Source organism: Archangium lipolyticum (genome assembly GCF_024623785.1).
Taxonomy (GTDB): domain Bacteria; phylum Myxococcota; class Myxococcia; order Myxococcales; family Myxococcaceae; genus Archangium; species Archangium lipolyticum.
Map to the genome: position 1 here is coordinate 156,987 of NZ_JANKBZ010000013.1, position 22,112 is coordinate 179,098.

General features: G+C 70.4%; 12 protein-coding genes. 5 read left to right on the forward strand and 7 right to left on the reverse strand.

Annotation, left to right across the window (positions count from 1 at the left end):
* The first annotated feature begins 82 nt into the window (after positions 1 to 82).
* On the forward strand, positions 83 to 2,410 hold the full coding sequence (locus NR810_RS26815; RefSeq protein WP_257456459.1) for a glycosyltransferase: 2,328 nt from the start codon (positions 83 to 85) through the stop codon (positions 2,408 to 2,410).
* 113 nt (positions 2,411 to 2,523) lie between these two features.
* Positions 2,524 to 6,531 (forward strand): response regulator, encoded by a 4,008-nt coding sequence (locus NR810_RS26820; RefSeq protein WP_257456460.1) that lies wholly within the window; start codon positions 2,524 to 2,526, stop codon positions 6,529 to 6,531.
* Positions 6,532 to 6,627: 96 nt separating this feature from the next.
* Here NR810_RS26820 and NR810_RS26825 read toward each other — a convergent pair whose 3' ends face one another.
* Positions 6,628 to 6,846 (reverse strand): hypothetical protein, encoded by a 219-nt coding sequence (locus NR810_RS26825; protein WP_257456461.1) that lies wholly within the window; start codon positions 6,844 to 6,846, stop codon positions 6,628 to 6,630.
* A gap of 186 nt (positions 6,847 to 7,032) precedes the next feature.
* Between NR810_RS26825 and NR810_RS26830 the strand changes: the two genes are divergently transcribed.
* A complete protein-coding gene (locus tag NR810_RS26830) occupies positions 7,033 to 7,974 on the forward strand; it encodes an AAA family ATPase (RefSeq protein WP_257456462.1) in 942 nt (313 codons plus the stop codon).
* A 131-nt stretch (positions 7,975 to 8,105) separates the two neighbouring features.
* Here NR810_RS26830 and NR810_RS26835 read toward each other — a convergent pair whose 3' ends face one another.
* From NR810_RS26835 to NR810_RS26855, 5 genes are all read right to left on the reverse strand, one after another.
* Entirely contained in the window at positions 8,106 to 9,005 is a 900-nt protein-coding gene (locus NR810_RS26835) for a 1,4-dihydroxy-2-naphthoyl-CoA synthase (protein WP_257456464.1), read from the reverse strand.
* 94 nt (positions 9,006 to 9,099) lie between these two features.
* The gene (locus tag NR810_RS26840) at positions 9,100 to 10,926 is read right to left on the reverse strand and encodes a caspase family protein (RefSeq protein WP_257456466.1); all 1,827 of its coding nucleotides are present in this window, start codon (positions 10,924 to 10,926) and stop codon (positions 9,100 to 9,102) included.
* Entirely contained in the window at positions 10,923 to 11,597 is a 675-nt protein-coding gene (locus NR810_RS26845) for a zf-HC2 domain-containing protein (protein ID WP_257456467.1), read from the reverse strand. The genes NR810_RS26840 and NR810_RS26845 overlap by 4 nt, the downstream gene beginning before the upstream one ends.
* Complete coding sequence (locus tag NR810_RS26850; RefSeq protein WP_257456468.1) at positions 11,594 to 12,163, reverse strand: RNA polymerase sigma factor; 570 nt, start codon at positions 12,161 to 12,163, stop codon at positions 11,594 to 11,596. The genes NR810_RS26845 and NR810_RS26850 overlap by 4 nt, the downstream gene beginning before the upstream one ends.
* A gap of 71 nt (positions 12,164 to 12,234) precedes the next feature.
* The gene (locus tag NR810_RS26855; RefSeq protein WP_257456469.1) at positions 12,235 to 17,313 is read right to left on the reverse strand and encodes a tetratricopeptide repeat protein; all 5,079 of its coding nucleotides are present in this window, start codon (positions 17,311 to 17,313) and stop codon (positions 12,235 to 12,237) included.
* Between the two features lie 229 nt (positions 17,314 to 17,542).
* On the opposite strand from NR810_RS26855, the gene NR810_RS26860 reads away from it, so the two are divergent.
* The gene (locus NR810_RS26860) at positions 17,543 to 18,556 is read left to right on the forward strand and encodes a zinc-dependent alcohol dehydrogenase family protein (protein WP_257456471.1); all 1,014 of its coding nucleotides are present in this window, start codon (positions 17,543 to 17,545) and stop codon (positions 18,554 to 18,556) included.
* Positions 18,557 to 18,567: 11 nt separating this feature from the next.
* Here the strand turns inward: NR810_RS26860 and NR810_RS26865 are convergent, their stop codons facing one another.
* On the reverse strand, positions 18,568 to 19,542 hold the full coding sequence (locus NR810_RS26865; protein WP_257456472.1) for a glycoside hydrolase 64/thaumatin family protein: 975 nt from the start codon (positions 19,540 to 19,542) through the stop codon (positions 18,568 to 18,570).
* Between the two features lie 273 nt (positions 19,543 to 19,815).
* Between NR810_RS26865 and NR810_RS26870 the strand changes: the two genes are divergently transcribed.
* A complete protein-coding gene (locus NR810_RS26870; RefSeq protein WP_257456474.1) occupies positions 19,816 to 22,059 on the forward strand; it encodes a nitric-oxide reductase large subunit in 2,244 nt (747 codons plus the stop codon).
* The last annotated feature ends 53 nt before the right edge of the window (positions 22,060 to 22,112 follow it).

Below are 22,112 nucleotides of genomic sequence, written 5' to 3' on the forward strand. Positions count from 1 at the left end.
CTTCTGTTCTTTGGTCGTACCCCAGGTGGAGGCGGGGGGACAGTGACAAGCCGGGAGCCGCCTCTGTATCCTCCGGTCCGCCTTGAGCGACCTGCCCAGACTCCTGCTGTGCAGCTTCGATGTCATCCCCGGCCCGTCTGGTTCCTCGCGCCGGGTGACCGAGTATTTGAAGGCATTGCCCGATCGGTTCTCGGTGGTGGTGCTCTCGGTCAAGACGCCGGACCACTCGCACATCGAGAAATATCAGGGGGCGCGCCTCCTCCGCGTGCCGGTGGGCTCGGGGGACATCGCCTCGCGCATCCAGGCCTTCGAGCGCGCCGTGCGCCGTCAGCTGGAGAGCGAGGAGTACGCGCTCGTCCACTTCACGGATCCCTTCGGCGGCTACGCCCTGTGCGAGCTCAAGGGGGACTACGGCTACCGCCTCGTCTACGAGGCCCAGGGCTTCCCGTCCCAGGAGCTGCGCTACACGCACCCGCAGCTCGAGGGAGACAAGAAGTTCCTCTCCAAGGCCCGCCGTCAGGAGCTGTTCTGCCTGATGAACGCGGACCTGGTCATCACCGGCTCACCCACCACGCGCTCCTTCATCCACTCGCTGGGCGTGGGCCAGGAGTCGGTGCGTGTGGTGCGCGCGCCGGTGGACCTGGGGCCCTACGCGCCCGAGGCGCTCGGGGCGCCGGATGGCAGCGAGCCCATGCGGATGATGTACCTGGGCAGCCAGGTGGCCTGGCAGGGTCTGGCGGGGCTCATGAGGGGACTCGCACTGGCGGTGCGCGAGGTGGACGTGCGCCTCACGCTGGTGGGCGCGCGCCACCCGGACTGGCAGCCCCATCTGGAGGACCTCGTCTCCGAGCTGGGGCTCGGCAAGCACGTCGAGTTCCAACCCCCCGTGGCCCATGACGACGTGGCCAAGCTGCTCGCGCTCGCGGACGTGGGCGTGCTGCCGCTCGATGATGTGGACCGCAACCGGGTGCAGGGCGGCGCGCTCTCCAAGGTGTCCGAGTACCTCGCCGCCGGCCGCCCGGTGCTCGCCTCCGACCTGCCGGTGACCCGCGAGCTCGTCCCCGCCGCCGCCGGCGTCTTCTACACACCGGGGGATCCCCAGGCCCTCGCCGACCGCATCATCGAGCTGGCCCGCGACGTGCCCCGGCGCGTCGCCCTCGGCAAGCAGGCCCGGACCTACGCGGAGCAGTGGCTCGACGCGGGGCTCATCCGCGGCCAGCTCCTGGACATCTATGACGGCCTGCTCGGGAAGCGGCCGGTGACGCCGGGGGCCGCCTCCGAGCCCGAAATCCATCTGACGATGATGACGGGCACGCCCACCAACCGCGTCCTCGCGCTCGAGGGAACGGTGAGCGCGGAGCCGGAGCCCGCCCCCAAGGCCCCTCGCGAGCCGCACCCCGTGAGCGAGCCCGTCCCGGACACGGACCCGAACCACGCCCCCGCCCGCGAGGAGTTGCCGCTCGTCGCGGGCCACATCCTCCAGGAACAGGAGCCGGGCGTCGACACGCGCCTGGTGAAGACCGAGCCCGCGGCCGGGCGGCCCGACCTCCCCGTGGTGATGGGGCTTCCCCTGCGCGAGCCCTCTTCCACCTCGGAGAGCGCGCTCACCGAGCAGGAGGTGCGCTCGACCGAGCCCCCCGTGGTGCTGGGCCTTCCCCTGCGCGAGCCCCCCGCTCCCGCCCCCGCCCCCGCTCCCGCCAGCGAACGCTCGCGCCCACCCTCCTCCGAGCAGACGCCCGTGACGACTCCGCCCGCCCTCCCGCCCCGCGCGAGCCTGCTCACCCGGACGGTGTCCTCCGAGAACCGGCCCGCCACCGCGCCCGAAGCCGCACCGGCGCGGCCTCCCGCGCTGCCTCCCCGCAAGGACGAGCGCCCCGCCTCGAAATCCGCCGAGCCTCCCGTGCTCCTGCCCGTGGAGGGGCCCCCGCGCCTGCCTCCACGTCCGTCTCTGGCCATCCCCCCGCTGCCTCCACGGGCCCGCCCGCCCAGCGGCTCCCGTCCCATGCCTCCACCGCTCCTCACGCCGGTGGATGCCCCCGCCCTTCCCCCCCGGGTCGCGCGTGCCCCAGCCCCGGTCGAGGAGCCCGAGGAGATCTCCGAGGCCGAGGCCGAGGAGATCCAGGAGGTAGAGGGCGCTGCGACACCTCTTCAGGCACAACCCCTGGAGGATCTGGAGGAGATCAGCAGCGCGGAGATCCACGAGGCCGAGACCCCGGAAGCGCCCCCGCGAGAGCCGCCGGAGTCGCGGTTGAGCCCGTGGTTCGCCCAGCTGGCCCATGGGTACTGCCCTCCCGAGGGCACCCACTTCGCCCGACATACACCCCCCACCACCATGCCCGGACGCGACGAGGAGCCCACTCCCCCACCCGCTCCGAAGGCCCAGGGGAGTGTCCGTACCAAGCCCTCATGAGTTGAAACTCGTGCAGCAGCCAACCGAGCTTGGCATGGAAACTTTCCAAGCCTCGCCGCGCGTGCCTAGGATGTGCCGGTTTTCATTGCACTTTTCTTGGGTCAAAGGGCTGCATGGAGCGCCGGGTCCTCATCGTCGAAAACCAGAACGACTTCGCCCTCAGCATGGCCACCGTGCTCAAGAGCGCGGGTTATCAAACGGCCATGGCGGCAACCGCCGCTGACGCACAGCGCGAGATGGAGAAGCGCAAGCCGGATCTCGTCGTCGTCCGGGCTGAGCTGCCGGATCAATCCGGCTTCACCCTCTGCGGGCAGATCAAGAAGGGCAAGTGGGGGCAGAACCTCCGCGTCCTGCTGCTGTCCTCGGATACGGGCATGGAGGGGCTCAACCAGCACCGCCAGACGCCGGGTGCCGCGGATGGCTACCTCCTCATTCCCTTCGAGATGGGCGAGCTCGCCTCGATGAGCGTCGGCATCGTGCCGCCGGAGGAAGACGCACCGCAGCAGGCCGCGGGCCCGGGTGACGGTTCGCCGGCCATGCCGCCGCCGCTGAAGGGTGCTCCCAATCCCGCTGGCGGCCCGCCCCGGCTGCCCAAGCGCGAGCGCCGCAGCGCCATCACCGAGGAGGATCGCGGCTTCCTGGAGCGCTCCTTCCAGTCCATCGCGGACCGCAAGGCGGAGCTGCTCGCCGAGTCGCGTCAGCTCAAGCGCCCGCCTCCGCGGCGTGACCTGATGGGCACGCCCGAGGGCAAGGTGCAGCTCTTGCGCGACGAGCTGAAGACGCGCGAGGCGCAGATCGCCCGCATCTCGGAGATCTGGAACGTCCGCGAGCGCGAGCTGCTGTCCGTCGAGGACCGGCTCCACGAGAAGGACGTGGAGCTGCAGGGCCTGAAGATGCAGGTGGATGACCTGCTGCGGCGCTTCAACGAGGCCCAGCAGGGCATGCTCCAGAAGGAGCGCGAGCACGGCGCGACCGTGGACGACCTGCTCCTGCAGAAGTTCTCCGCGGAGAAGGATCTCATCGAGGTGGTGGCCTCCAAGGAGAAGGACATCAACGTCCTTCGCCGCGAGGTGTCCAGCCGCGATGACGAGCTGTCGCGCCGCGCGCAGGAGCTGGATCACGCCCGCGAGGAGTACGACAAGCTCGAGAAGCACCTGGGCATCGTCACCCTCGAGTTCGAGGTCAAGGAGCAGAAGCTCACCGAGACGGTGCAGGCGCACGAGGCCGAGCTGGCCCGCCGCCACCAGCGCATCGAGGGTCTCGAGGGCGAGCTGGCCCACACCATCAGCGCGCGCGATCAGCACTACGCCGAGCTGAACGGGGAGATCCAGGCGCTGCAGGAGCGGCTGGCGCAGACGGAGCAGGAGCGCGACACCACGGTGCGCAACCTCGAGGCGCGCGCCACCGCGGCCGAGGAGCACGGCGCCCAGGCCGACGCGGAGATCGTCCGCATCACGGACGAGCGCAACGCGCTCGAGGCCCGGCTCAACGAGCAGATCGCCGGCCTGGAGTCGGATCTGGCCCGCATGACGGGCGAGCGCGACCAGCTGCAGCAGGACAAGGACGCGCTGGAGAGCGATCTCACCCAGCGGCTGGAGGAGCGCGAGGCCAAGGTCGCCACGCTCGAGCGCGAGCTGCAGGAGACCATCGCCCGCAACGAGCACCACGAGGCCGAGCTCAACGCCAGCATCCAACAGCAGATGGAGCGCGTCGGTGAGCTGGAGGGCGAGGTCGAGGCCCTCAAGGCCCACCTGGCCGACCGCGAGGCCGAGCTGACGGGCGAGCTCGAGGCCCTCACCCAGGCTCGCAACGAGCTGGAGGCGGCCAAGGACGCCCTGGAGGCCGAGCTCAACGGCCAGATCCAGGCGCTCAACGAGGCCGTCGCCGACCGCGACACGCAGATCTCCAACCTGCGCGGCGAGCTGGACGCCACCTCGCAGACGCTCACCGAGACGCAGAGCACGCTCGCCCAGACCGAGGAGACGCTCGCCACGACTCGCGGCGAGCTGGACGCCACCTCGCAGACGCTGGCCGAGACGCAGGGCACGCTCACCGAGACGCAGGCCACCCTGGCCGACACGCAGGGCCGCCTCGCCGCGACCGAGGAGGCCCTGGCCTCCACCCGTGGCGAGCTCGAGGCCACCGCCCAGACGCTGGCCGAGACGCAGGGCACCCTCGCCGACACCCAGGCCACCCTGGCCGACACGCAGGGCCGCCTCGCCGCGACCGAGGAGACCCTGGCGAGCACCCGTGGCGAGCTCGAGGCCACCACCCAGACGCTCACCGAGACGCAGGCCACCCTGGCCGACACGCAGGGCCGGCTCACCGCGACCGAGGAGGCCCTGGCGAGCACCCGTGGCGAGCTGGAAGCCACCTCGCAGACGCTGGCCGAGACGCAGAACACGCTCGCCGCGACCGAGGAGACGCTCTCCACCACCCGCGGCGAGCTGGAGGCCACCTCCCAGTCGCTCGTCGAGACGCAGGGGCTGCTGTCTCGCACCGAGGAGGCCCTCGCCTCCACCCGCGGCGAGCTGGAGGCCGCGCAGCAGGAGATCACCCGCGTCAACGGTGTCCTGCAGGAGACCGAGGCCCTCAAGGCCGCCATGGAGGAGGAGCTCTCCGAGCAGCTCAGCCTGGTGCGCAACGAGCTGGCCGAGACGCAGGGAGGCCTGGCCGCCACGCGCGACGCGCTCGCCAGCGAGCAGGCTGCCCACGCGCAGACGCAGCAGCAGGCGTCCGCCACCCAGGCGGAGCTGGAGGCCCAGCTCGCCCAGGCGCGCGATCAGGGCCAGGAGCTCGAGGAGCAGCTCTTCCTCACCAAGCAGGAGCTGGGCAGCCGCGTGGCCGAGGTCACCCAGCTCAGCTCGCAGCTGTCGGAGTCCGAGGACGAGCGCCACCGGCTGGAGGAGCGCTTCAACGCGCTCACCGCGGAGTCGCAGCGCCGCATCGAGTTCCTGGAGAAGGACTCGGCCGCCAAGCAGCGCGAGCTGTCGGACACGTTCGAGAAGCTCAACACGGTCACCCAGGAGAAGGAGCGCCAGCGCGACTCCCTGTCCCGCGAGCTGACCACGCGCAACGAGCAGCTCAAGGCGCTCGATGCCCGCCGCCAGCAGGACGCGGAGCAGGCGAAGCGTCAGCTCGACGAGCTCACCCGTCAGGCCGGCGCCCTCAACTCGGAGCTGGACAACGCGCGCAAGCAGATCGCCGCGCGGGAAGAGCAGCTGCGCACCGCGGGCAACGCCCAGGCGAAGCTGCAGTCCGAGCGGGATGGGTTCGCCGCGCAGCTCGGCGATGCCCAGGCGCAGCTCCAGGCGTTCCAGCAGGCCCAGGCCCAGGAGCGCGCCGAGGCGAAGCGCGCGACGGACGAGCTGGCGAAGAAGCTGGCGCAGGCCGAGGCCCGCATCGCGCAGGCCAACCAGGAGGCCCAGGCCCGCGTGGCCGAGGCCGACGGGAAGGTGAAGGAGGCGCAGAACCAGCTCACCGCCCGCGCGAAGAAGATCCAGGAGCTCGAGATGGCCGTGGAGAACGCGGCGGGCGCGAAGGCACGCGCGGAGAAGGAGCTCAACGCGAAGCTGGCCGCCGCGGACGCCAAGGCCAACGAGGCCGCGACGAAGCTCGCCGCCGCCGCCAAGGAGCGCAAGGAGCTGGAGGCCCGGCAGCAGAAGGAGCTCGAGGAAGTGGCCGCCCGTCAGAAGGCGGAGCTGGAGCGCCGCGACGCCCTGAAGGCCCAGGAGATCACCCGCCTGCAGCAGTCGGTGCAGGAGAAGAGCAAGGCCCTCAAGGTCGCCGAGCTGGAGCTGGCCCGCTACAAGACGAAGTCGCCCACGTCCACGCCGGGGACCCCGGCCGCCAAGGCGGGTGCCGCGAAGGCCGCTCCTGCCGAGGAGGACGAGAGCCTCGTCACCACGCAGCTCAACCCCGTCACGCCCGCCGCTCCGGCACCGGCCCGTGCGGCCGCGCGTCCGGCCGCGGCGAAGAACACCGTGAAGCGCACCGCGGCGCCTCCTCCCGTCGAGGAGGTCTCCGAGCGCACCGTGGTGATGCAGATTCCGCAGGAGCCGGCCGCGGCTTCGGACGAGGCGGACTGGACCTCGCTCGTGGACGAGCTGGACAAGTCCTGAGGTGAGGTTCGACAGGTGAGGTTCACCGGCCGCGCGTGGCTTCCGAGCCGCGCGCGGCCGTGTCGTCTCAGCGCCCCTGCCGACGAGCCCCGCGCCTTACAACGCGGCCCGGGCCTGGCGGACCAGGTCCTTGAGCTCGAGGGTGGCGACCACGTCGCGGAAGGAGATGGGGGTGCCGTTGGACTGGGCCTGCACCTGGGCCAGCCGCCAGCGCTCACACAGGGTCCTCGAGGCGACATAGGCCAGCAGCAGCACGAAGGCTCCGGGGATCAGGGCCACCGCCACCACCAACATCATCCGCCACAACCAGGACATGACCGCCGCCTCCGAGGACTGAACGCGGCGCTCTATTGCACGTCGTATGCCCACGGTGTGTAAATAAATTCCAAAGTCGTTCCGGTCACTTGGACAGAGAGCGACCGGAAGGGACGTGGGGAAAAGGCGGCAGGTCTGGCATTTTTGCCGCAGAGGGCTGAAATCCCTTCGGTTAAGTTCAGGGGCGTGAGCACCCCCTCCCCCAAGATCGAATCGCGCCCCCTGAGCAGCGTGGAGGACGCGGAGAAGCGCCTCGAGCAGGTGGGATATCTGCCCTCACCGGAGATCGCCACGACGAGCTTCCTGGCGGACCGGCTGGAGAAACCCATCCTGGTGGAGGGCCCGGCGGGGGTGGGAAAGACGGAGCTGGCGAAGGCACTGGCGCAGGCGCTGGGGCGGGAGTTCATCCGCCTGCAGTGCTACGAGGGCCTGGACGAGGCGAAGGCGCTCTACGAGTGGGAGTACGCCAAGCAGCTGCTCTACACGCAGCTGTTGAAGGACAAGATCGGGGAGATGGTGCAGGGGGCGGGGACGCTGAACGAGGCGGCGGACCGGCTGGCGACGAGCGACGCGGTGTTCTTCTCGGAACGGTTCCTGCTGCCGAGACCGGTGCTGAAAGCACTGCTGTCGGACAAGCCGGCGGTGCTGTTGGTGGACGAGATCGACAAAGCGGATCCGGAGTTCGAGGCCTTCCTGCTGGAGGTGCTGTCGGACAACGCGGTGACGATTCCGGAGCTGGGGACGTTCAAGGCGAAGCACGTGCCGCGGGTGGTGCTGACGTCGAACAACGCGAGGGAGCTGTCGGACGCCTTGAAGAGGCGGTGCCTGCACCTGCACATCGACTTCCCGGATCGAGAGCGGGAGCTGCGGATCATCCGGAGCCGGCTGCCGGAGGTGTCGAGGACGCTGGCGGAGCAGGTGGTGGAGGCGGTGGCGGCGATCCGGAAGCTGGACCTGAAGAAATCGCCGTCGATCAGCGAGACGCTGGACTGGGTACAAAGCCTGGCGCTGCTGAACGCGGAGTCACTGACACCGGATCTGGTGGCGGCGACATTGAACCTGGTGCTGAAGCACGAGGGAGACATCGAGAAGGCGAAGAGCAACCTCGGGCAGATCGCGCAAGCCTGAGCCCCCCGTCCCTCTCCCTTCGGGAGAGGGACGGGGTGAGGGTACCCACCCCCCCCCTCCCCCTGTGGGTGTGGGTGGGGGTGTGGGTCTCCGCCCCCGTCATCCACCCGTGGATGGCTGGAGCCCGGCCCTCAGTAGTGCCAGGGGAAGCGCTTGAAGTTCTTCTCGCGCTTCTCCACGAAGGCGTCGCGGCCTTCCTGGGCCTCCTCGGTGCCATAGGCCAACCGCGTCGCCTCGCCCGCGAAGAGCTGCTGGCCCACCATGCCGTCGTCCGGCAGGTTGAAGCCGTACTTCAGCATGCGCATCGCCGTGGGGCTCTTGGAGTTGATGATGCCCGCCCACTCCAGGGCCACGTCCTCGAGCTGCTCGTGCGGCACCGACAGGTTGATGGCTCCCATGGCGGCGGCCTGATCCGCCGTGTAGTCGAGCCCCAGGAAGAAGATCTCCCGCGCCTTCTTCTGGCCCACCTGCCGCGCGAGCAGCGCCGAGCCATAGCCGCTGTCGAAGCTCGCCACGTCCGGATCCGTCTGCTTGAAGCGCGCGTGCTCCTTGCTCGCCAGCGTCATGTCGCACACCACGTGCAGGCTGTGCCCACCGCCCGCCGCCCACCCGGGCACCACGGCGATGACGATCTTCGGCATGAAGCGGATCAGCCGCTGCACCTCGAGGATGTGCAGCCGGCCCAGGCGGCCCACGTCGGGCTTGCCGGCCTCGTCACCCTCGTACTTGTAGCCGTCCTTGCCGCGGATGCGCTGATCTCCGCCCGAGCAGAACGCCCAGCCGCCGTCCTTGGGGGAGGGCCCGTTGCCGGTGATGAGCACGCAGCCCACGTCGGTGGTCATGCGCGCGTGGTCCAGCGCGGTGTACAGCTCGTCCACCGTCTTGGGCCGGAAGGCGTTGCGCACCTCGGGCCGGTTGAAGGCGATGCGCACCGTGCCGTGCTCCACGGCGCGGTGGTAGGTGATGTCCTCGAACTTGAAGCCTTCCACCTCGCGCCAGCGCGCGGGATTGAAGATGGCGGAAACGGTCATATCGGGTCGCTCCTGGGAGGCGGCGCGACCCTAGTGACGTCACCCGCGAGCGTCAACGAGCGCTTGCGCGCGCTCCGGGTCCGGCGCGCCGGTGTCAGAAGATGGCGAGCACCCCGGCGCTGTAGCTGTTGTACACCGCGCTACTCGTGATGCCCACGCTGGCGTCCGCCGTGACGCTCCATCGCTCGTTGATGTGGACGGAGACGAGAGGGAAGCCCGTCGCGGTGCCGCCCAGCGTCACCTGGAGCCCGCCTCTGGCGATCTGGTCCCTGTCGACGCCAGGGGGCAGTACGTAGCCATCGGGCACCCGGGTCGGTCTGTGCTGGACGGACACGCCGGCCCCCAGTGTCACCGTCTCCGCCAGCGTGATGGAGTAGCCGACGTTCACGGAGAGACCTTCGTGGGTCAGCAGCGTGCTGTCCGGGTCCACCGTGTCCCAGTGCACGGGGATGGGGTGTGCCGCTCCCAGCCCTACGTGCAGGCTGCTGGAGCCCGACAGCCACCACCGGGTGTCGAGGCTTGCTCTCAGCGCGAGGAAGGTGGGCCAGTGGTTGGGGGTCAGGGTGTAGGGCTGCACTCCCACCCGAGGCACGAATTCGAATCGGCCCGCCTCGCCGAGGCGGTACGCGAGCCGCAGCGTGGGCAGGTTCACCCGGGGCCTCTCGGAGGAGAGCCCGAACGCGGGCAGATCCAGTGCGGTCAGTTCCAGCCGGTCGGTCAGCCCCACGCGCCAGGTCGGCATCAGGAGGGGCTCGAATCGATCGATCGTCCTGCCCCAGGGGCCACTCCCCATATACGACACGTACACGCCCAGGCTCACCGCGTGGTTGCCAGCCGGGAGCGTCGTGAGCGTGGCGGCCAGCGGCTTCGAGAAGCGCTTGGTGGCGAGCTCCGGCGCGCCCACCAGCTCCAGGTTCTCCTCGTGCACCGTCACCACCTGGCCCGGCTTCACCTCCACCTCGCGCGCGAACGTCCCCTCCGGAGACTTGCGGCGCACCAGGTAGGAGCCCACCGGCAGCGCCAGGCGCAGGGCGCGCTGGCCCTCGGGGGACTCCAGCACCACCAGGCCCGTCTGCAGTTGGATGACCTGGAGGGGGCCCGTCTGCTGCCGCACCTCGATCGCGCTGCCCGCGCTGGCCAGCTGCGTGAGGGGCAGATCCTGCCGCCCGCGCAGCTTCATGTCGAAGCTGGGGTGCTGCACCGCCTCGCCGAGCATCGCCGTGTCCCGGATGGTGAGGCGCCGCGCATAGGCGAAGGCCTCGCCCACCGTCACCTGCCCGTCGGCGCCCTGATCCGCCGCGCCACGCAGACCCGCCACCAGGTGGTGGGTGAAGAAGGAGCCCCGCAGCGCATCCGTCTCGTGCGAGGCCTCCTGGCCCGTGCTCGAGGCCAGCAGCACCGAGCCCTCACTGGTCAGGCCCATCGGCATCTCCACCGCGAAGGGCTCCGCGGCCTTGAGTCCCTTGGCCCGCGTCCAGCTCCCGCCCTGGCACGCATCGAGGATGCCGATGCGCACCGCGGCCCGCCCGTCTTCCAGCCGCGTCCGGAGCGCCTTCAGCTCCAGCGGCTGGCCGTTGGGGTAGAGCGCCCGCTCGTCCGAGTGCCCCGAGTAGTAGAAGAGCAGCATCCCCTCACCCCTGGCGGCCCCGAGCCGCGCCAGCCGCGCATCCAGCTCCGCGAGGACACGCGAGGGGTCGGGGTCCTCCAGCACCACGATGTCCTCGGAGGAGAACTGTCCGGCATCGACGAGGACGGACGCGAGCGCGTGCGCGTCCTGGTAGGCGAAGCGCAGGGGGGTACGTCCCGGAGCGGCGCGGTTGGCGCCCACCACCACCGCCAGACGTTTCACGCTGGCGGAGTCGGGGAGCGTGGGAGTCGCGGCGGTGAGGGCCACGAGCGACAGGGCGATCAAGGAATTCATGGGACGGAGGTTTGGGTGAGGGTGAGTGGAAGGACCCAGACTTCGGTGGTGCGGGGCGCCTCGGTGTCGAGGCGCGACAGGGATTCGGGAGCGAGGGGCTCGTGACCGAGCACGACGAGGAGCCGCTCGGGTTGGTCACCGGGCTCCACGCGCCAGCTCGTGGGCAGCAGGGTCTCTCCCTGGGCGCTCAGCGGGCCCTCGTGGAGCACCTGCCAGGAGCCGCCCTCGGGCGCGGCCACGGTGAGCCAGGTGAATCCCTCGGGCATCACCTTGAGGCGCAGCAGGTCTCCCGGGGCCACCGGGGACGTGCCATCCCACAGCCGCACCGAGTCGCCGTGCTTCACATAGAGGGCCACCGCCGGGCCGCCCTTGGCGCGGATGCCCGTCATCGGAGACGGGGTCTCCTCGAGTCCCCGTGGTACCCAGAGCACCAGCGCGAGCACCGCCGCCAGCGCGCCGGCGCCCCAGGGGACCCAACGGAGGAGAGGGGAGGGCCGCCGGGGCTCATCGGCGAGCGAGGTGACCCAGGACGGTACCGGCGGAGGCCGTCCCATGGCGTCCACGTGCCCGGCGCAGCGAGGGCAGCTGGCCAGGTGGGCCCGGATCTCCTCCGTCATGTCTCCGGCCGCGGCGCGATCCAGCGCCAGGAAGGAAGGGTGGGGCGCGCTCATCGTTCCTCCTCGCGCCAGGGCCCCAGCCGCGCCTCGAGGCGGGTGAGGATGCGGCGCACGGTGCGATCCGACAGGCCGGTGACTTCACCGATCTCCGCCTGGGTGAGGCCGTCCAGCCGGTGCAGCAGCGCCACTTCGAGCTCCTCGGCCGGCAGGCTCGCCGCCAGGGCCTGGAGCTGCTGGCGCACCTGGAGCACGGACTCGATGCTGGGGGCGGGGTGGGCGGTGGTGTCCTGCAATGCGGCGGACATCTCCGCCGGCTGGCGGCGCTGGCGGGCGCGCAGCTTGTCGATGAGCAGCCGCGTGCTCACCCAGTACAGCCAGGCCACCACCTCGCCCGGGGGGCGCAGGGCCAGGCCGGAGCGCCACAGGCGGATGAAGGTCTCCTGGGCCACCTCCTCCGCCTCGGCCATGTCGCCGAGGGCCCGGGAACACTTGTTCCGCAGCAGGGGGAAGTATTGCCGGTAGGCGGCCGTCACCGTGGCCGCCGCGCCCTCAGGGGACGACGCGCTCATGGTGGGGCGGAAGGGGAACGAGGTGAGGCTGCACGGTAGCTCCTGGAGCATTCGTCTCTTTCAACGAATACCCCCGGAAAAAGCGGACAGCCTCCCGGACGGAACCTGCTCCTCCTCGCCGGCTACACCGTGAAGCCGAGGCGCTGGCGCAGACGCATGAAGTCGTCGGACAGCGCGTAGGTCAGGAGCTGCTGGAGGTCGGTGCGCTCGCGCAGGGCTTGAATCAGGGGCTCGGCGTGGTCCACGCGCACGTTGGCGAAGTTCGGATCCTCGCGCAGCGCCAGGGTGAGACCCACCGACACGTCTCCGCACATCAGCAGGCCCGCCCGGTCCGCGGAGTAGCCGAGGCCCTCCACCACGGGCTCCAGCTCCACCTTCGACTGCGGTCCGAGCTCCAGGGCGGCCGGCTCCAGCGCCTTGAGCGCCTTGCGCGAGTAGGCCCGGCGGTACTGCCGCACCAGCTCCTCGTTGTTGCGCCCCAGCGCCGTGAACTGCGGGGCGAAGATGCGCACCGAGTTGCCGAACAAATCCGCCGTCTCACCGCGGGACAGCTTGGAGAGCACCGCCGTCTTGTTCAGCAGGCCCAGCACCGCGCGGCCGATGAGGAACTTCTGTTCGCGGACGTTGAAGCGGCGCACCACGTCCTGGCCCACGCACACGGCCAGCGGCTCGGCCGTCTCCAGGGCGATGAGGCCGCGGCGGGCCTGGTACACCTCGAACTCCTCCACGCCGAACACCTGCGCCACGGCGCGCACGGCCTTGAACACCGCGTGGTCCGGCTTGAGCTTGTCCGTCTTCCGGTCCACCCCGAGCAGCTCGAACTGCGGCGGATACATCTTGCCGAGCTGGTCGCCCACGGCCCGGAGCACCTCGAGCAGCGGTCCGCGCGAGGTGGGGTACATCAGGCCCGTGTCCACGTCCGCGATGGCCAGCCGCTCCTGCGTCTCCTGGGGCAACCTGCTGCGGGCCTCCGTGTAGAAGGCCGCCTCCACCTCGTTGGCCGAGCGCAGGAAGTGCAGCACCGCCGCCGCGCAGAAGGCCTTGTCGTTCTGCTTGAGGCCCTCCCACAGCCGGAAGAGCGAGTGCAGGCTGTCCACCCGGGTGGGATCCAACCGGAGGATGTGCCGGTGCTCCTCGATGGCGAGCTGCGCCGAGGCCGCGTCGCGCATGTACAGGCCCGCGAGGGAGGCGCGCGCCTGGACGTTCGTCGAGTCCAGGTCGACGAGCTGCCGGTACAGCGTCACCGCCTTCCCGGGCTCCTCCAGGGGGCCGGCGAACAGGTCCGCCACCTTCAGCCGCAGCGAGGCCGCGCGCTTCAGGTCCCCACTGCTCTGCGCCTGGGCGGCCTGGGCCTCCAGCATCCGCGCCAGGTCCGGCAGGTTGCCGGCGCGCTCGTAGAGGTCCACCAGCCGATCCACGAGGGTGGCGTCGCCCGGGGTGAGCTCCAGCGCCTGGCGGTACAGCGTGGACGCGGAGGCGCCGTCACCGAGCCCCTGCTCGTGGATCTGCGCCAGCGTCACGGTGTGGCGCGCGCGCTCGGCCACCGGGAGCTCCTGCTCGAGCAGCCGGTGCAGGCAGTCCACCGCGCCCGCCCAGTTGTGCACCTGCTGGAAGAGGGTGGCCATGCGCTCCAGCGCCTCGGTGTTCTGGGGCATGCCCTCGCGCGCGGCGTGCAGGTGGACCGCGGCGCGGCTGGGCTCGGACAGGTGGTCCTGGTACAGCGAGCCCAGCGTCAGGTGCATCTGGGCCAGGGCGGACGGCTCGCCGCCGAGCTGGATGCGCTGGGCGAGTGTCGAGGCGGCCTCGGCGTACTGGCGCTCCTCCAGCAGCAGCTGGGCGCGCAGCTCCAGGGCCTCCGGGTTCGCCGGTTGGAGGGACAGGGCGCGGGCCAGCAGCTCCAGGGCGCGGGACGGATTGCCCAGCGAGGACAGGTGTGTCTTCGCCGCCCCGAGGAAGGCCGCCGCGGCGGCTGCCGCATCGCCCTGGGCCTGTCGGGCCTCGCCACGCCGCTCCTGCAGCGCCGCCAGATCCACCGCGCCTCCGCGCGAGGCCAGCAGCTCCTCCAGGCCCGCGGTCGCCGTGGCGTCCAGCGGATCGCGCTCCAATGCCTGGCGATACAGGGAGATGGCGCCCTCGCTGTCCTGCAGCGGTCCCGCGGCCAGCCGCGCCGCGGCGATGAAGGCCTCGATGGCACCGCGCGAATCCCTGCTCACGCGGGCCTCGGTCTCCAGCAGCAGCCGGGCGGAGTTGGCATCCCCGCGGCGGGTCAGCACGCGGCGCAGGCCCTGCATCGCGGGCAGGCACTGGGGCTGCACCTGCAACACCGCGCGGTAGGCCTGCTCGGCGCGGGTGGAGTTGTTCAGCCGCGTCTCGTCCAGCTCCGCGCAGCGCAGCATCAGCTCCACGCGCTCCAACTCCTCGGACACCACCGAGAGGCGGCGGATGTAGAGCTCGGACAGCCCGGCCGCGTCACCCGCCTGCCGCAGGGCGCGCTCCAGGGCGAAGGCCAGCCGCACGTCCCGGGGGTTCTCCAGCACGGAGCGCTTGAGGGCCTCCAGGTCGGTGCCCTTGTCCAGGTCGGTGGCGGCGTTCACGCGCAGCGCGGTGCCCAGGCGCGCGTCCGGGACGATCTCGGACAGGCGCAGGCGCAGCTCGCCGCGGCGCGCCTTGTCTCCGGCGCGGATGCGCTCCAGCGTCTTGAGGGCGGACAGGTGGCCGGGCTCCAGCGCCAGCACCGCCTCGCAGCACTGGGCCGCGCGCGTGGGCTCCTGGAAGTGGTCCAGGTACAGCCGCGCCAGCTTCATGTACGCGGCCACCTTGGCGCCCGCCGTGTGGCCCACCTGCGTCTCGCGATCCAGCAGGGCCACCAGCTCCTTCACGTCCTCGTCGGCCAGGTACAGCCGCTCCAGGGCGCGCAGCGTGGCGGTGTGGCCCGGTGCCAGCCGCAGCACCTCCTGGAAGACGCCGATGGCCATGTCCGGCCGCTTGAGCTGGTCCTCCCAGATGGTGGCCGCCTGGTAGAGGGCGTTGGCGCGCTCCATGGGATCCGTCCGGTTGGCGGCCTCGGCGCGCAGCACCTCGATGAGGCTCTCCCAGGCGCCCTGCGACTTGTACAGCCGCGCCAGCGCGCGCAGCGCTGGAAAGTGGCTCGGCGCCAGCGTCAGCACCTCCTGGTACGAGGCCACCGCCTGGTGCACGTCCTTGAGCCGGTGCTCGCACAGCTCGCCGATCTTGTAGATGAGCGCGGCGGCGGCCTCGGGGGTGGGGGCGAACTCCGCCTCCGCCCGGTACATGCGCATGAGCTGCTCCCACTTGCTCTCCTGCGCGTACAGTCGGCCCAGCGCCTTGAGCGCGGGCAGGTACGAGGGCGAGAGCGTCAGCACGCGCTCGTAGGCGCTGATGGCACCGGCGCGGTCCTTCAGGTGCTCGTCGAGGATCTCCGCGTTGCGGTGGTAGAGCGAGAGCACCTGCTTGGTGTCACCCACCAGCGAGGCCTCCAGCTCCTGGTTGCGGATGAGCTCCTGGAAGCGCCCGGCGCGCTCGAGCAGCCGCGACATGTTGCGGATGGTGGGCAGGTGGTCCGACGCCAGGTCGAGGATGCGTTGCATGCACTCGATGGCGTGGTCCAGGTCGTTCAGGCGCTCCTCGTGGATGAGGGCCACCTTGTTGAGCGTGGTGATGATCTGATCGCGGTCCTGCGTCTGGAGCAGGTCCTGCTCGTACATGGCGACGAGCTCGGCGAAGCGGTTCTGGCGCTCGTAGAGGCGGGTGAGGGCCTTCTGCGAGGGGAGGTAGCCGGGCTGGAGCTGGAGGCAGGCGTTGTAGCGCTGGATGGCCTCCTCCTGGCGGCCGAGCCGCTCCTCGAGGACCTCGGCCGCCTTGAACATGCGGGCGGCCTTCTCCTTGGGATCCTGCGCGGCGGCGCTCTCGGCGTCGAAGACGGAGACGAGGCCTTCCCAGTTCTGGGTGCGGTAGTAGAGCTTGCCCAGGCCGGCGAGCGCGGCGGCGTGGCCCGGGATGCGGGCGATGATGGCCTGGTAGCGGGCGATGGCGTCCGGGTCGCGCTTGAGCTCCTCCTCGTAGAGGGCGGCGAGGCGGAGGTTGATGGCGACCAGCTCGCCCTCGTCGTTGATGCTGCCCACCCAGACGAGCAGCACGTCCGCGAGCTCCTCGAAGCGCTGGCGCGTCTCGTAGATGTTGGCGAGCGCGGAGAGGACGAGCGGCTCGTGGGGGCTGACGCGGCGGGCGTCGATCAGGGCGGCGAGGGCCTCCTCCTTGCGCCCGAGCCGCTCGTACATCTTGCACAGCTGGAGCCAGGCGGGGGCGCCCTGGGGCCCGAGCACCTCGGCCTCGGCGGTGAGGACCTCGAGCAGCTCCTCGGCGCGGCCCTCGCGCACGGCGACGCGCTTGAGGGCGTTGAGCAGGAGCAGGTCCTCGCGGTCCATCGCGAAGGCCTCGCGGAAGCAGGTGGCGGCGAGGTCGGCGCGCTTGATGCGCTCCTCGAGCACGAGGCCCGCGGCGGTGAGGTAGTGGGCGCGCAGGGAGGGCTTCTCCAGGGTCCGGGCCAGCAGCCGGTACACCTGGACGAGCGAGGGGTAGTCATTGCGCGCGGCGAAGATCGTCTCGAGCTGGGAGAGGAGCGCCAGATCCTGGGGCTCGAGCTCCAGACTCATCCGGAAGGCGGAGGAGGCATCGGCCTCGCGGGACAGCCGCTCCTCCAGGAGGGTGCCCTTCTCGAAGAGGAGGGCGGCGCGATCGGCGGGGTTCTCGGTGGCGTTCAGCTCGGCGTCGAGCAGCTGCACGGCCATCTGCCAGTTGCCGACGTCGGCGAAGAGGCGGCGCGCGGCGCGGATGTTGGAGACGAACCGGGGGGCGAGCCGGTAGGCCTGGTTGTAGGCCATGGCGGCGTTGCGCGGGTTCTTGAGGGGATCCTCGTAGAGGCGGCCGATCTCGTGGAAGAGGAGGGCGGCCTGGGGATCCGCGCCGAGGGCACGGGCCTCGCGCTCGAGGGAGGCGATGCGCTCGCGGGCCTCCTGCTCGGGGCTGGCGGGGGCGGCGGGGAAGGTGGCGAGGTTGGAAGCGAGTGAATCGGTGGCGCCGCCGCCCGGACGGGTGGGGGCTCCTCCCTGCGTGACGGAGGCCACGGGTACACCGGGGGAGGACCAGGACTGGATCCTGGGCAGATCGTTGCGCTCGCTCATGGGGACGTCGGCTCCGTGAGGGGAATCGTGCCGAGATGATTCAGGCTGCCAGGGGTCGTACCATGTGCCCGGCAGGTCGCTCAAGTTCCTGACTTCCTTGAATTTTTGCCCGCGAATGGCTGCTCGCTGGGGGAGCTCGGAGGCCTCGTGTCCACCCCTTGCCAGAGGCGCCGGATGCGGCTTCCTGCTCGCTCCCCGGCCGGGCCTGGGGGCGCTAGAACCCCGTGCCATGAAAGCCTACGAGATTCGCGGCGGATTCGGATTGGACAAGCTGGTGCCCTGTGAGCGGCCGGATCCCGAGCCGGGCCCCTTCCAGGTCCGGGTGCGGGTGAAGGCCACGAGCCTCAACTACCGGGACCTGATGATGGTGGAGGGGCGCTACAACCCGAAGCAGAAGCTGCCCCTCGTGCCCAACTCGGACGGAGCGGGCGTGGTGGAGGCGGTGGGGCAGGGCGTCACCCGCGTGAAGCCGGGGGACCGGGTGATGGGCATCTTCGCGCAGGCCTGGCTCGGGGGAGAGCCCTCGCGGGCGGCGCAGGGCAGCACGCTGGGCGGACCCCTGGATGGTGCGCTCGGCGACACGATGATCCTCCACGAGGACGGCGTGGTGCTCACGCCTCCGCACCTGTCGGACGAGGAGGCCGCCACGCTGCCGTGCGCGGCCGTCACCGCGTGGAGCGCGCTCGTCACGCACGGGGGGCTCAAGGCGGGAGACACCGTGTTGCTACAGGGCACCGGTGGCGTCTCCATCTTCGCGCTGCAGATCGCCCGGATGATGGGGGCGCGCGTCATCCTCACCTCCAGCCGGGACGACAAGCTGGAGCGGGCGCGCGCGCTGGGCGCCCACGAGGGCATCAACTACGTGACGACCCCGGACTGGGACAAGGCGGCGCGGGCTCTCACTGGCGGCGTTGGCGTGGATCACGTCGTGGAGGTGGGCGGCGCCGGCACGCTGGAGAAGTCCCTTCGCGCCGTGCGGATTGGAGGGACGGTGTCCGTCATTGGCGTGCTCAGCGGGGGCGCGGGCGCGGTGCCCGTCACGCCCATCCTCATGGGGAACCTGCGCGTGCAGGGCATCCTCGTGGGCCACCGCCAGTCCTTCGAGGCCCTCAACCGCGCGTTGACGCTGCACGGCGTCCGCCCGGTGGTGGACAGGGTCTTCCCGTTCGCCGAGGCGCGCGCCGCCTTCGATTATCTCAAGAGCGGAGCGCACTTCGGCAAGGTCGTCATCCGGGTGGAGTAGCCGTCCTCCCGTCACGCCAGATCGCGCAGGTGGACATCCAGGTGGGTATCCGCGGTGCCCAGCGTGCTCAGGTCATCGGTGGGGATGACGTAGCCCTGATCGGCGCCGACATGCTTCCGGTAGAAGTCCACCACGCCCGGATCCTGGACGTTGGACGTGGTGGTCTTCTTGATGCCGTAGACCGAGCCATCGGCGTTCCTGGCCTTGACCGAATCGGGGGCGGAGGCCAGGAGGTTGTCCATCGTGCCGGACAGCTTGCCGCCGCTCTGCGGCTTGATGGTCATGGCGGCGTTGTCGCCCTCGATGTAGCTCACGTCGTAATAGGTCTGGTTGCCGCCGCCGTTGAACTTGACCTCACCGAGCGTGGCCGCGGCCCCATCGCCGGACGTGCTGCGGAAGTTGCCGGACCAGCCCTGGGGGAACTCCACGGTCTGGGCCTTGCCGGGCTGCAGCGTCAGGGGGGGCAGCTCCTTCTCACCGGCGTTGGGCGTGAACTTGATGGTCATGGGTGACTTGCCATCGTTGGTGAAGGTCATCGTGTTTCCCTTCTTCGGAGCATTGCCCGCCGAAGTGACTCCCTCCGTCTGGGAGACCTGCGCGCTCGGGGTGCTCGAAGCACTCGGGGCTTTCGTCGCGTCAGCCGCTTGGGGTGCTCCCTGGACCAGCGCCTGGAGGCCCGGGGCCGCGCTGTCCTCGGCGCCAATTTCCGGCACCTCACCGTTCAGGTCGCCCAGCAGGTCCTCGCACAGGGTCAACATCTGCTGCGCCACCTGCTCGAGCAGCTGGTCCATCGGGTCCACACCGCCCGCCTTCGTCGGGTTCAGCGGGGAGTCGAAGCCGTCGGCCTGGAACAACTGTCCCAGGGGGCTGCTCTGCTGCGTGCTCTGGAGTTCCGACACCCCTTTGCCCGCGCAGCGGGAGACCGGCTCGGTGCTGGGCGTGCTCGGGGTGAAGACGGGCGACCTGGAGATGGGGGAGAGCGCCATGGCGGAAGTTCCTCGGGAGCGAAGTGGATGTGAGCGGCCATGAAGCAGGAGGCGTGCCAGGGCCCGCGATCCTCTCGAATCCCTCTCGGAAGGGGCGGATCCTGGGGATTGCCGTCACCCTCCGGAGGGCCGCGAACCTGGTGACTGCTGTCACGCCCTGGTGACTGCTGTCACCACTGGCCTCACGCCACCGGAGGGAATGGGGTGCGTTTCCGACACGAGCGTCCCTACGTTGGCTCATCGCTGGTGCCCCCCAACAGGAGCCTGCCTCACATGAAGAAGCTCTGGGTTGCCTTTGCCGCCGTTCTCATCGCTTCGTTCGCCGTGCTGGGCTGGGTAGGCGTGCGCGTCTACCAACAGGCGCCTCCCGTTCCCCAACGGGTGGTGACGACGGACGGACAGCAGGTGCTCGGGCCCGGGGAAATCCAAGCCGGGCAGAACGTCTGGCAGGCCATGGGTGGCATGGAGGTGGGCTCCATCTGGGGCCACGGCAGCTACGTGGCTCCGGACTGGACGGCGGACTGGCTGCATCGCGAGGCCCTCTTCATTCTCGATGCCTGGGCGCTGGCCGAGCACCGCGCACGCTACGACGCGCTGGACCGGCCCCAGCAGGCCGCGCTGCGCGAGCGCCTCACCGTCCTCATCCGCACCAACACCTACGACGCCGCCACCGGCACTCTTACGCTCGACCCGGTGCGCGCTCGTGCCTTCGCGGCCAACCAGGCGCACCTCGCGGACGTCTTCACCCGCGGGCGCCCCGAGTACGCCATCCCTTCGGGCGCCCTGAAGGACCCGGCCCAGCTGCGGCTCCTCTCGGGTTTCGTCTTCTGGAGCGCCTGGGCCGCGGGCACCCAGCGCCCGGACGACCGCGTCACCTACACGAGCAACTGGCCCCACGAGCCGCTCATCGGAAACGTCCCGACGGGCGACACCGTGGTGTGGACGGGCGTGAGCATCATCCTGCTGTTGGCCGGCATTGGCGCCATGGCCTTCTACTACGCCTCCCGTCCCGCCGAGGAGCCACTGGGCGAGGTGCCAGCGGATGATCCGCTGCTCGCCCTGCGCCCCACGCCCTCCCAGCTCAGCGTGGTGAAGTACTTCTGGGTGGTGTCGGGCCTCTTGCTGCTGCAAATCCTCCTGGGCGTCGTCACGGCGCACTACGGGGTGGAGGGCTCGGGCTTCTACGGCATTCCGCTGGACCAGGTGCTGCCCTACAGCGTGACGCGCACGTGGCACACCCAGCTGGGCATCTTCTGGATCGCCACGGCGTGGCTCGCCGCGGGCCTCTACATCGGCCCGGCGGTGGGCGGGGTGGAGCCCAGGGGCCAGAGGCTGGGTGTCAACGTGCTCTTTGGCGCGTTGCTGGTGGTGGTGCTGGGCTCCATGGCGGGCCAATGGCTGAGCGTCATGGGCTACCTGGGCACCGGGGATGCCTGGTTCTACCTGGGCCACAGCGGCTACGAATACATCGACCTGGGCCGGCTCTGGCAGCTGGCCCTGCTGGTGGGGCTCTTCCTCTGGCTCTTCCTCGTGGTGCGCGCGATTCGCCCGGCGCTGCGGCGCGAGGACGAGCAGCGCCCCATCCTCACGCTCTTCCTCATCAGCTCCGCGGCCATCGCCGGCTTCTACTTCGCGGCGCTCGGGGCCGGGCGCACCACCAACCTCGCGGTGGCCGAGTACTGGCGTTGGTGGGTGGTGCACCTGTGGGTGGAGGGCTTCTTCGAGGTCTTCGCCACCGTCGTCATCGCCTTCCTCTTCGCGCGCCTGAAGCTGCTGAGCCTGCGCACGGCTGGTGAAGCCACCGTCCTGTCCGCCACCATCTTCCTGGCCGGCGGCATCATCGGCACGCTGCACCACCTGTACTTCTCCGGCACCCCCACGGTGGTGCTCGCGCTCGGCTCGGTGTTCAGCGCGCTGGAGGTGGTGCCCCTGCTCTTCGTGGGTTACGAGGCGTGGCACAACCTCAAGCTGACGCGCACCTCTCCCTGGGTGCGCAACTACCGCTGGCCCATCTACTTCTTCGTCTCGGTGGCCTTCTGGAACCTGGTGGGCGCGGGCCTCTTCGGGTTCATGATCAACCCGCCCATCGCGCTCTATTACATGCAGGGACTCAACACGACGCCCGTGCACGGCCACGCCGCGCTCTTCGGCGTCTACGGCATGCTGGGCATCGGGCTGATGCTCTTCTCCCTGCGCGCGCTCGATCCGGTGCAGGAGTGGAACGAGCGGCTGGTGCGCTTCTCCTTCTGGGCCATCAACGCGGGCCTCATGACCATGGTGGTGCTCAGCCTGCTGCCGGTGGGATTGATGCAGACGTGGGCTTCGGTGGAGCACGGCTACTGGTATGCGCGCAGCGCCGAGTTCCTCCAGACGCCCGTGATGAACGTACTGCGCTGGATGCGCGTGCCCGGCGACACACTCTTCGCGCTGGGGGCCATGGCGCTCGTCCTGTTCGTGCTGCGGGTGGGCCGGGGCCGGACAATGCGTCGCGCCGCAGCCGAGGCGTCCGAAAGGTAGGTTTCATCCCGGGTGGTGACTTGTTGCGCACGAGGAGGATCTGACCCTTTACT

Excerpts from the sequence above, each read along its gene's own strand:
- NR810_RS26865 (WP_257456472.1), bottom strand. The coding sequence starts at position 19,542 with ATGGCGCTCTCCCCCATCTCCAGGTCGCCCGTCTTCACCCCGAGCACG.
- NR810_RS26855 (WP_257456469.1), bottom strand. The coding sequence starts at position 17,313 with ATGAGCGAGCGCAACGATCTGCCCAGGATCCAGTCCTGGTCCTCCCCC.
- NR810_RS26860 (WP_257456471.1), top strand. The coding sequence starts at position 17,543 with ATGAAAGCCTACGAGATTCGCGGCGGATTCGGATTGGACAAGCTGGTG.
- NR810_RS26820 (WP_257456460.1), top strand. The coding sequence starts at position 2,524 with ATGGAGCGCCGGGTCCTCATCGTCGAAAACCAGAACGACTTCGCCCTC.
- NR810_RS26870 (WP_257456474.1), top strand. The coding sequence starts at position 19,816 with ATGAAGAAGCTCTGGGTTGCCTTTGCCGCCGTTCTCATCGCTTCGTTC.
- NR810_RS26845 (WP_257456467.1), bottom strand. The coding sequence starts at position 11,597 with ATGAGCGCGCCCCACCCTTCCTTCCTGGCGCTGGATCGCGCCGCGGCC.
- NR810_RS26835 (WP_257456464.1), bottom strand. The coding sequence starts at position 9,005 with ATGACCGTTTCCGCCATCTTCAATCCCGCGCGCTGGCGCGAGGTGGAA.
- NR810_RS26840 (WP_257456466.1), bottom strand. The coding sequence starts at position 10,926 with ATGAATTCCTTGATCGCCCTGTCGCTCGTGGCCCTCACCGCCGCGACT.
- NR810_RS26850 (WP_257456468.1), bottom strand. The coding sequence starts at position 12,163 with ATGCTCCAGGAGCTACCGTGCAGCCTCACCTCGTTCCCCTTCCGCCCC.
- NR810_RS26825 (WP_257456461.1), bottom strand. The coding sequence starts at position 6,846 with ATGTCCTGGTTGTGGCGGATGATGTTGGTGGTGGCGGTGGCCCTGATC.